Raw genomic sequence first — 7,117 nt, 5'->3', positions numbered from 1 at the left:
GTATGAATGCGATACGATAAAGTGCGGGTTAGCTGGAAACGCCGGAGGCTGTGAACCACAGCGAACCTTTTGAACGCTCAAGACTTAGATGCCTACGCCCCAGGCAGAGGTGCGCGGGGCATGCCACCCTGATTAGGCTGTAAGCAAAGTACTCTGCGGAGAAACCGATGAGCGACGACGTTAGGCAGGAAACGGATCAGCGCCCAGAACCGGGCAAACAGGATTTTCAGGCCCGCGCCCCGAGCCTGAATTTGCCCAAAGGCGGGGGAGCGATCCGCGGGATGGGCGAAAAATTCGCCGCCAATCCCCTGAACGGTACCGGGTCGATGACGCCGCCCGTCGCCACCGGCGCGGGGCGTTCGGGTTTCGGTCCCCAACTCTCGCTCGCCTATGACTCCGGTGCCCAAAACGGCCCATTCGGCTTCGGTTGGAACCTGTCGCTGCCGTCGATCACCCGCAAGACCGACAAGGGGTTGCCGCAGTATCAGGACGCCAGGGATTCGGATGTCTTCATACTGTCCGGCACCGAGGATTTGGCGCCGGTGCTGGTTCAAAATGCCCAAGGCCAATGGGAGCGGGAGAACCTCCTCCCGTGAATGGCCGATGGCGCAACCTATCGGATCGACCGCTTCCGCCCCCGCATCGAGGGCTTGTTCGCCCGCATCGAGCGCTGGACCAATATCGCCGACGCGACGGACGTGTTCTGGCGCTCCATTTCCAAGGACAACATCACCAGTTGGTACGGGAGGACAGGCGACAGCCGCATCGCCGATCCGGCGGACCACAGCCGCATCTTCAGTTGGCTGATCTGCCAGAGCCATGACGACAAGGGCAACGTCATCGTCTATGGCTATAAGCCCGAGGATTCAGCGGGGATTTTCGACGGCCCCGCGGGCAACCCGCTCGTCAAGGCGCACGAGCGAAACCGCGGCGACGAGTCCCGATCCGCCCAGCGCTATCTCAAGCGCATTCGTTACGGCAACCGCACGCCGTATTTGCCGGTACCGAAAAGCGGCAGCCCGTGGTCCGAGCCTCTGGATGCCAGCGCTGACGACGGGATTAAAGCCTGGCTCTTCGAGGTCGTCTTCGCGCCGCCGCGCCCTTGCCCAACGACAAGGGCGTGTGGCCCGCACGCAAGGATCCGTTTTCTTCCTATCGGGCTGGCTTCGAGGTCCGCACTTACCGGATATGCCAGCGTGTCCTGATGTTTCACCACTTTCCAGGCGAAGCGGGGGTGGAGGGCAACTGTATGGTGCGTTCCACCGGCTTCACCTATTCCGACGAAGTCGATCCCAACGATGTTCGCAACCCGGTTTATACCTTTCTCCGCGCCGTCACCCAGACCGGCCACCGCCGCAGAGTCGGCGGCTACGACCACAGCAGCCTGCCGCCGGTGGAGTTCGAGTACAGCCAGCCCGTGGTGCAGGACGCGGTTGAGGAAGTGGGGCCGCCGGGCCTGGAAAACCTTCCCATCGGTCTGGATGGCGTCACCTACCGCTGGATCGACCTGCATGGCGAGGGCATCCCCGGCCTGCTGACCGAACAGGCGGGCGGCTGGTTCTACAAACGCAACCTCAGTCCGATCCCGGAAAAAAGCCCCGACGGGCGGGAACACATCAAGCCGAAGTTCGCGCCGCTCGAGGCGGTCAGGCTCAAGCCCAATCTCAGCCTGAAAAGCGGGGCGGAATTCATGGACTTGGCGGGCGACGGGCAACCGGACGTGGTGGTCTTGGATGGGCCGAACCCCGGATTCCACGAACCCGAGGAGGAAGGCGAAGGCTGGCGGCCCTTCCGCCCATTCGCTTCGCGCCTGAGCCGCGACTTCCGCGATCCCAACCTCAAGCTCATCGACCTGGACGGGGACGGCCACGCCGATCTGCTCATCACCGAAGACGGCGCCTTCGTCTGGCACGCCGCCTTGGCCGAGGCGGGCTTCGGCCCGGCCCGCCGGGTCGCCCGGGCCTTGGACGAGGAGCGTGGCCCGCGAGTGGTTTTCGCCGATTACACCCAGTGCGTCTACCTCGCCGACCTCTCCGGCGATGGGCTGACCGACATCGTGCGCATCCGCAACGGCGAGGTGTGTTATTGGCCGAACCTCGGCCATCGCCGCTTCGGGGCCAAGGTGACGATGGACAACGCGCCCCGCTTCGACAACCCAGACCAGTACGACCACAGGCGCGTCCGGCTGGCGGATATTGATGGCGGCGGCACTACGGACCTCATCTATCTGCACCAGGGCGGCGTGCGCCTGTATTTCAACCAGTCGGGCAACAGTTGGGGCCAGCCGCGAATCCTCAAGGTGTTTCCGCGAGTCGATGACTTGGTGGGCCTCATGCCCGCCGACCTGTTGGGCAATGGCACCGCCTGTTTGGTGTGGTCCTCGCCCTTGCCGGGGGATGCCCGGCGGCCCATGCGCTTCGTCAACTTGATGGGGGGCCGGAAGCCCTGGATCACCCAGCTACCGTTCCCGGTGCAGGTGGTCGAGCGGGTGGAGGCCTACGATCAGATTAGCCGCAACCGCTTCGTCACCCGCTACGCCTACCACCACGGCCATTTTGATGGCGAGGAGCGGGAGTTCCGGGGCTTCGGCATGGTGGAGCAATGGGACACCGAGGCATTCGCGGCCTTGGCCGATGGCAAGCTCCCCGCCGAAAACAGCGCCGCCGCCTCCCATGTCCCGGCGGTGCGCACCAAGACTTGGTTCCACACGGGCGCCTACCTGGGCCGCGAGCGCGTCTCCAATTATTTCGCTGGCCCGCTGAACCCCACTGACCAGGGCGAATACTTCCGGGAGCCGGGCCTGACCAACGCCGAGGCCCGCGACTTGTTGCTGGCGGATACGGTGCTGCCAACCGGCCTGATCTTGGAAGAAGAACGCGAAGCCTGCCGCGCCCTCAAGGGTTCGATGCTGCGCCAGGAGGTCTACGCCGACGACACAGGTCCCGGCTCAAGCCCCGAGCAAATAAAACGCGCCCTCACCCCGTACACCGTCACCGAGCAGAACTTCACCATCCGGGTGGTGCAGGCTAGAGGAGCCAACCGTCATGGGGTGTTTTTCGCCCACCCACAGGAGGCGGTCAGCTTCCACTACGAGCGCGATCCCGCCGACCCTCGTCTCCAACACACCTTGACGTTGGCGGTGGATGACCACGGCAACGTGCTGAAGCGGGCCGCCATTGGCTACGGACGCCGCCCGCAGATTCGGGTGGTGGATTTGGAGGGGGATGTGACGGTGGTAGCGAATCCCGGATTCGCCGACCTGCACGGAACCGACCGGGCCAAGCAGGGTAACGGTAAGGATTCCTTCGTAAATGAGTAACAGGGAGGGTTGGCCGAACGGCCTCACCCCTCCGGGCCGGGTCCGATCCCGAATCCCACCCCGTAATTGATGGGAGCGGGCTGGCGGTCCCGGAACTCGTAGCGGCCGAAGCGGTTGATGTGATGGGTGCGATAGGGACTGAATGCGCCGAGCAGCTCCGGCGTCAGCGCCAGGCCCTCGGCCTCCAGTTCCTTCAGGGCCTGGGTCATCGTGTGGCAATTGTGGAAGATGACCAGGTTGGCGACCAGGTGGTTGTACTTGATGATTTTCAACTGGTTCTCCCGCACGTTGTCCTCGATGGCATCGGCGCCGAAGTAAATCCACTGGGCGAACAGGTTGAAGCCCTCGCATTTGTTCTGGGCGGCCTGGATCACGCGCCGGAGCTCGGGATCGCCGATGTAGTCCAGCAGGAAGATTGTGCGAACCACCCGGCCGAGTTCCCGGAAGGCGTAGTAAAGCTTGTTCTTGCGGCTCGCCGTCCCAAGCTTGCGGAGGAGGGTCGAGGGCTGCAGGCGGCCCGCCCGGATGGACTGCGCCACTTGCAGCAGGTCCGGCAGGTGGCAGGCGATGAGGTCCCAGTCCACCGCCTCCGCGGTGAACAGCGCATCGATGTTCCGATAGGCCCCGTCGGCGGAAGGGCGGAACCACTTCAGGTCCTTCCAGTTCCGGATGCGCGGCATCAACTGGATGCCCAGCAGGAACGCCAGGCCGTACACCGGGGCGCTCTGCGCCTGGGTATCGCCATGGATGGTGTCGGGCTGGATGTCCGACCGGTTCTTGGTCAGCCCGTCGAGCAGATAGACCGCTTCCCAAACGCCGCAGGGAATGAAGTGGGAGAACAGGGCCACGTAGGCATCGCTCACGTGGTAGTAGGCGATCCCGCCGTAGCCCCCGTAGCGGATATGCCGCTCGGACAGCAGATTGTTTTCGTACAGGTTCCACTGGGTGCCGTCGGCCGCCGCGCGGCGGGTGTCGCCCCAATGGCGGGGGAGCTGGAACCGGTTGTAGGCGTTGATGACGGCGCCGATGGCGGCCTCCAGTTTTTCGGTGGTGACCTGGCGCTGGTGGACGAAGGCGACCTGCCGGGCGCCGAGGTCGGCAACGTTCCTGGCGACCTGGGTCGGCCCGAGCCCCGTGCCGTAGGCGAACGCGGTCAGGATCTTGCGCCGGTCCTCCTCCTTGAGTTTGCCCCGGTGGCCGCTCAACGGGCCGAAGTGCTCGCCCCAGCCGAGCCAGTGGAGCGTGTCCGTCAGCACGTCCAGGAGCGACAGCTCCAGGCCATCGAGCTTGCGGGTGAGCGCCTCGTCGAGAGCCCGGAATCCTTCCGGGAGCGGCTTTTTCGTCAGGCGGCCGAGCTTGGGCCGGCCGTCGACCATCCTGAAATAGGGGTTTTCCGGGTAGGCCTCGTCCACCCGTGTGGCGGCCTCGCCCAACAGGGTGCGGAGGTGCCGGACGAACGCCGCGGGTTCCACCGGCAGGCCGACCTTTTCGCCATAATCGGCGCGGGTCCTTTCGCACTCCGCCATGGGGAGCAACTCGTCCCGGTAGTCGGAATAGGCATCGCTGCCGACGACGCACAGATCTCCGGATTGGAGTTCCCGGACCAGCTGCGCGCAGACGCACACCTCGAACTGGCGCCGGTTGAGGCGGGCCGGGGCGGCCTCCCGGCGGGCGGTCCCGGTGATGAGTTTCCACCACTTGTCCGGCACCCAGTCCAGGTCCTCCAGGGTCAGGGCCGTGGTTGGGCGGGCCTCGAGTTTGATCCAGTCGCGGGAGCTTCGGCGGTGGCCGAGCATGAACGCCAGGGACCGCTCGAATCCGCCATCCTGGCTGGTGGACACCCACCGCAGCAGGCCGAGGATCCGCAGCAGTTCGGCCCGCCGGGATTTGAAGAAGCGCCACAGGAAGCGGCATTCGTGCTTGCCGCCGTACTCGCTGTGCAAGCGGGAGAACTCGCATAAATCCGGGCGGGCCACCACCGCTTGGCGGACGCCTTCCAGTTGTTCTTCCGCGGGACGCGCCGAGTTCAGCAAGGTTTCCAGGGCGGCGAAGCGCCGCAGGATCTCGTCCGTCTTGTCCTGATGATCGGTCAGGTACCGCGCCAGCGCCGCCTCGGCGTCATGGGTGATGCGCCGCATCTGTTTGCAGAACAGGTCGCAGAGATCGTCGGTGACCCGCGCCTGGCGCCGCCAGATCAGGGCCAGGGCCACCGCGTAGCGCTTGGTCGGCGCCAGGTCGGCCATGCTGGCGGCATCCAAGCTTTGGCCTTCCAGCGCCCATTGGTTCACCTTCACCACGGGCAGGGATTTCCGCAAGTCGTGGAAACGGCCCCAACGGTTCAGTTGTTCGTGGCGGGCGGCCAGTTCCCGCAAGCCCTCCCGTGTGGGCGGGGTGGCGTCCCGCTTGAGCTCGTGCCAAGGGCTGGTCCGCGGCGGCCCGTCCCCCACCACGAACAGCTGGTCGAGCGCCTTCCGTTCGGCTTCATCGAGGGCCTGATGGACCCGCTCGAACAGCGCGCGGTTCGCCGCGACCCGCTGAGCCCGCGCCTCCCGGGCCAGCGTGTCGAAGGCCGGCAACTCGTGGCGGTGCCGGACCAGGGTTTCGATGCCGATGTTGATCAGGTCGATCACATCATCCTTGACCAGCGCCGCCTCCTGGAACGCCGCACGCAGCAGGGCCTTGCCGGCTTCGTCGAACGCCCGCACCCCGAGGAACCGGCGCACCGCCGACAAATGCTTGCGGCGGGCCTGGGAGGCATCGTAGAGGCGCAGGGCCTCCCGGTCGCCGAACTCCCCCAGGGCCGCCGCGATGTGGTCGATGATCGCCGGGGGCACCTGCGCGGAAGTGACGAAATAGCCCAGCCGCTGGTGGCTCTTCAGCAGCAGCATGAAGCCGAGCCGGGTCTGGGGCGAGCGGGTGGCGGCGTCGCAGAACGCCCGCTCGGTGTCGGTCGGGGTGTAGAACCGTGCCAGTTCGGTGGGGGACAGGCGGCTCTTGAAGCGCGGGTAGGCGGTATCGCTGGGTTGCAACGCGGCAATCCGGAAGACGGTGTACCCTTTAAAGTAGACGATAAATGGACCGCTTCCGGCGCGTGCCGGGACGCGGGTTGCCGGGCCGGAAATTCCGAGGGGTTCAATTGGGACAGAAAGCCGCCCTGTATTGCCGGGTCTCGACTGCCGACCAATCCTGCGAGCGGCAGGAGCGGGAACTGCTGGCCTATGCGGCGCGGTGCGGCCACGAGGTCGTCGGCGTTTGGAAGGAAACCGCCTCGGGCAGCCAAAACCAGCGCCCGGAGCGGCGGAAGGTGATGGCGCTGGCGCAGGCCCGCCGGATCGAGGTGATCGCGGTCACCGAGCTGACCCGCTGGGGGCGCAGCACCCTGGATCTGGTGCACACCCTCCAGGACCTCCAGGCCTACGGCGTGTCCCTGGTGGCACAGACCGGCCTGCAGTTCGATCTGGGCTCCGCCCAGGGCAAGCTGATCGCCTCGGTCATGGCCTCGCTGGCCGAGTTCGAGCGGGACTTGCTGCGCGAGCGGGTGCGCTCGGGCATCGCCGCCGCCAAGGCCCGCGGCAAGGTGTTCGGACGGCGGCCAGGACAGCGGATCAAAGCGGACAAGTTGGCACCGAAGGTGCTGGAACTGATCGCCGCCGGACACTCCTACCGGCAGATCGGTCGGCTGCTCGATCTCAGCAAGAACACGGTGCTGGCCATCGCCAAGCGGGCCAAGGCGACCACCGCTCCGTCCTAACGGGAATCGCTCTTACTCATTTACGAACGAATCCTTACCGTTACCCA

3 protein-coding genes and 1 pseudogene are annotated in these 7,117 nt (G+C 65.7%); 3 read left to right on the top strand and 1 reads right to left on the bottom strand.

The annotated features are described in order from the left end of the window. Nucleotides 1–167: 167 nt before the first annotated feature. Both ACXWUF_RS15640 and ACXWUF_RS15635 read left to right on the top strand, forming a co-directional pair. Nucleotides 168–1,076, top strand: a pseudogene (locus ACXWUF_RS15640) (SpvB/TcaC N-terminal domain-containing protein); the annotation flags it as partial. Between the two features lie 173 nt (nt 1,077–1,249). Next, nucleotides 1,250–3,319 (top strand): toxin TcdB middle/C-terminal domain-containing protein, encoded by a 2,070-nt coding sequence (locus ACXWUF_RS15635; protein ID WP_458495582.1) that lies wholly within the window; start codon nt 1,250–1,252, stop codon nt 3,317–3,319. A gap of 23 nt (nt 3,320–3,342) precedes the next feature. Here ACXWUF_RS15635 and ACXWUF_RS15630 read toward each other — a convergent pair whose 3' ends face one another. Further along, on the bottom strand, nt 3,343–6,348 hold the full coding sequence (locus ACXWUF_RS15630) for a Tn3 family transposase (protein ID WP_458495581.1): 3,006 nt from the start codon (nt 6,346–6,348) through the stop codon (nt 3,343–3,345). Nucleotides 6,349–6,410: 62 nt separating this feature from the next. Here ACXWUF_RS15630 and ACXWUF_RS15625 point away from each other — a divergent pair, with 62 nt between their 5' ends. After that, a complete protein-coding gene (locus ACXWUF_RS15625) occupies nt 6,411–7,070 on the top strand; it encodes a recombinase family protein (RefSeq protein WP_458495580.1) in 660 nt (219 codons plus the stop codon). Nucleotides 7,071–7,117: the final 47 nt, after the last annotated feature.

This window comes from Methylomagnum sp., assembly GCF_054333355.1.
The sequence above is the reverse complement of the archived record's forward strand: the minus strand, read 5'-3'. Positions and strand labels throughout refer to the sequence as shown.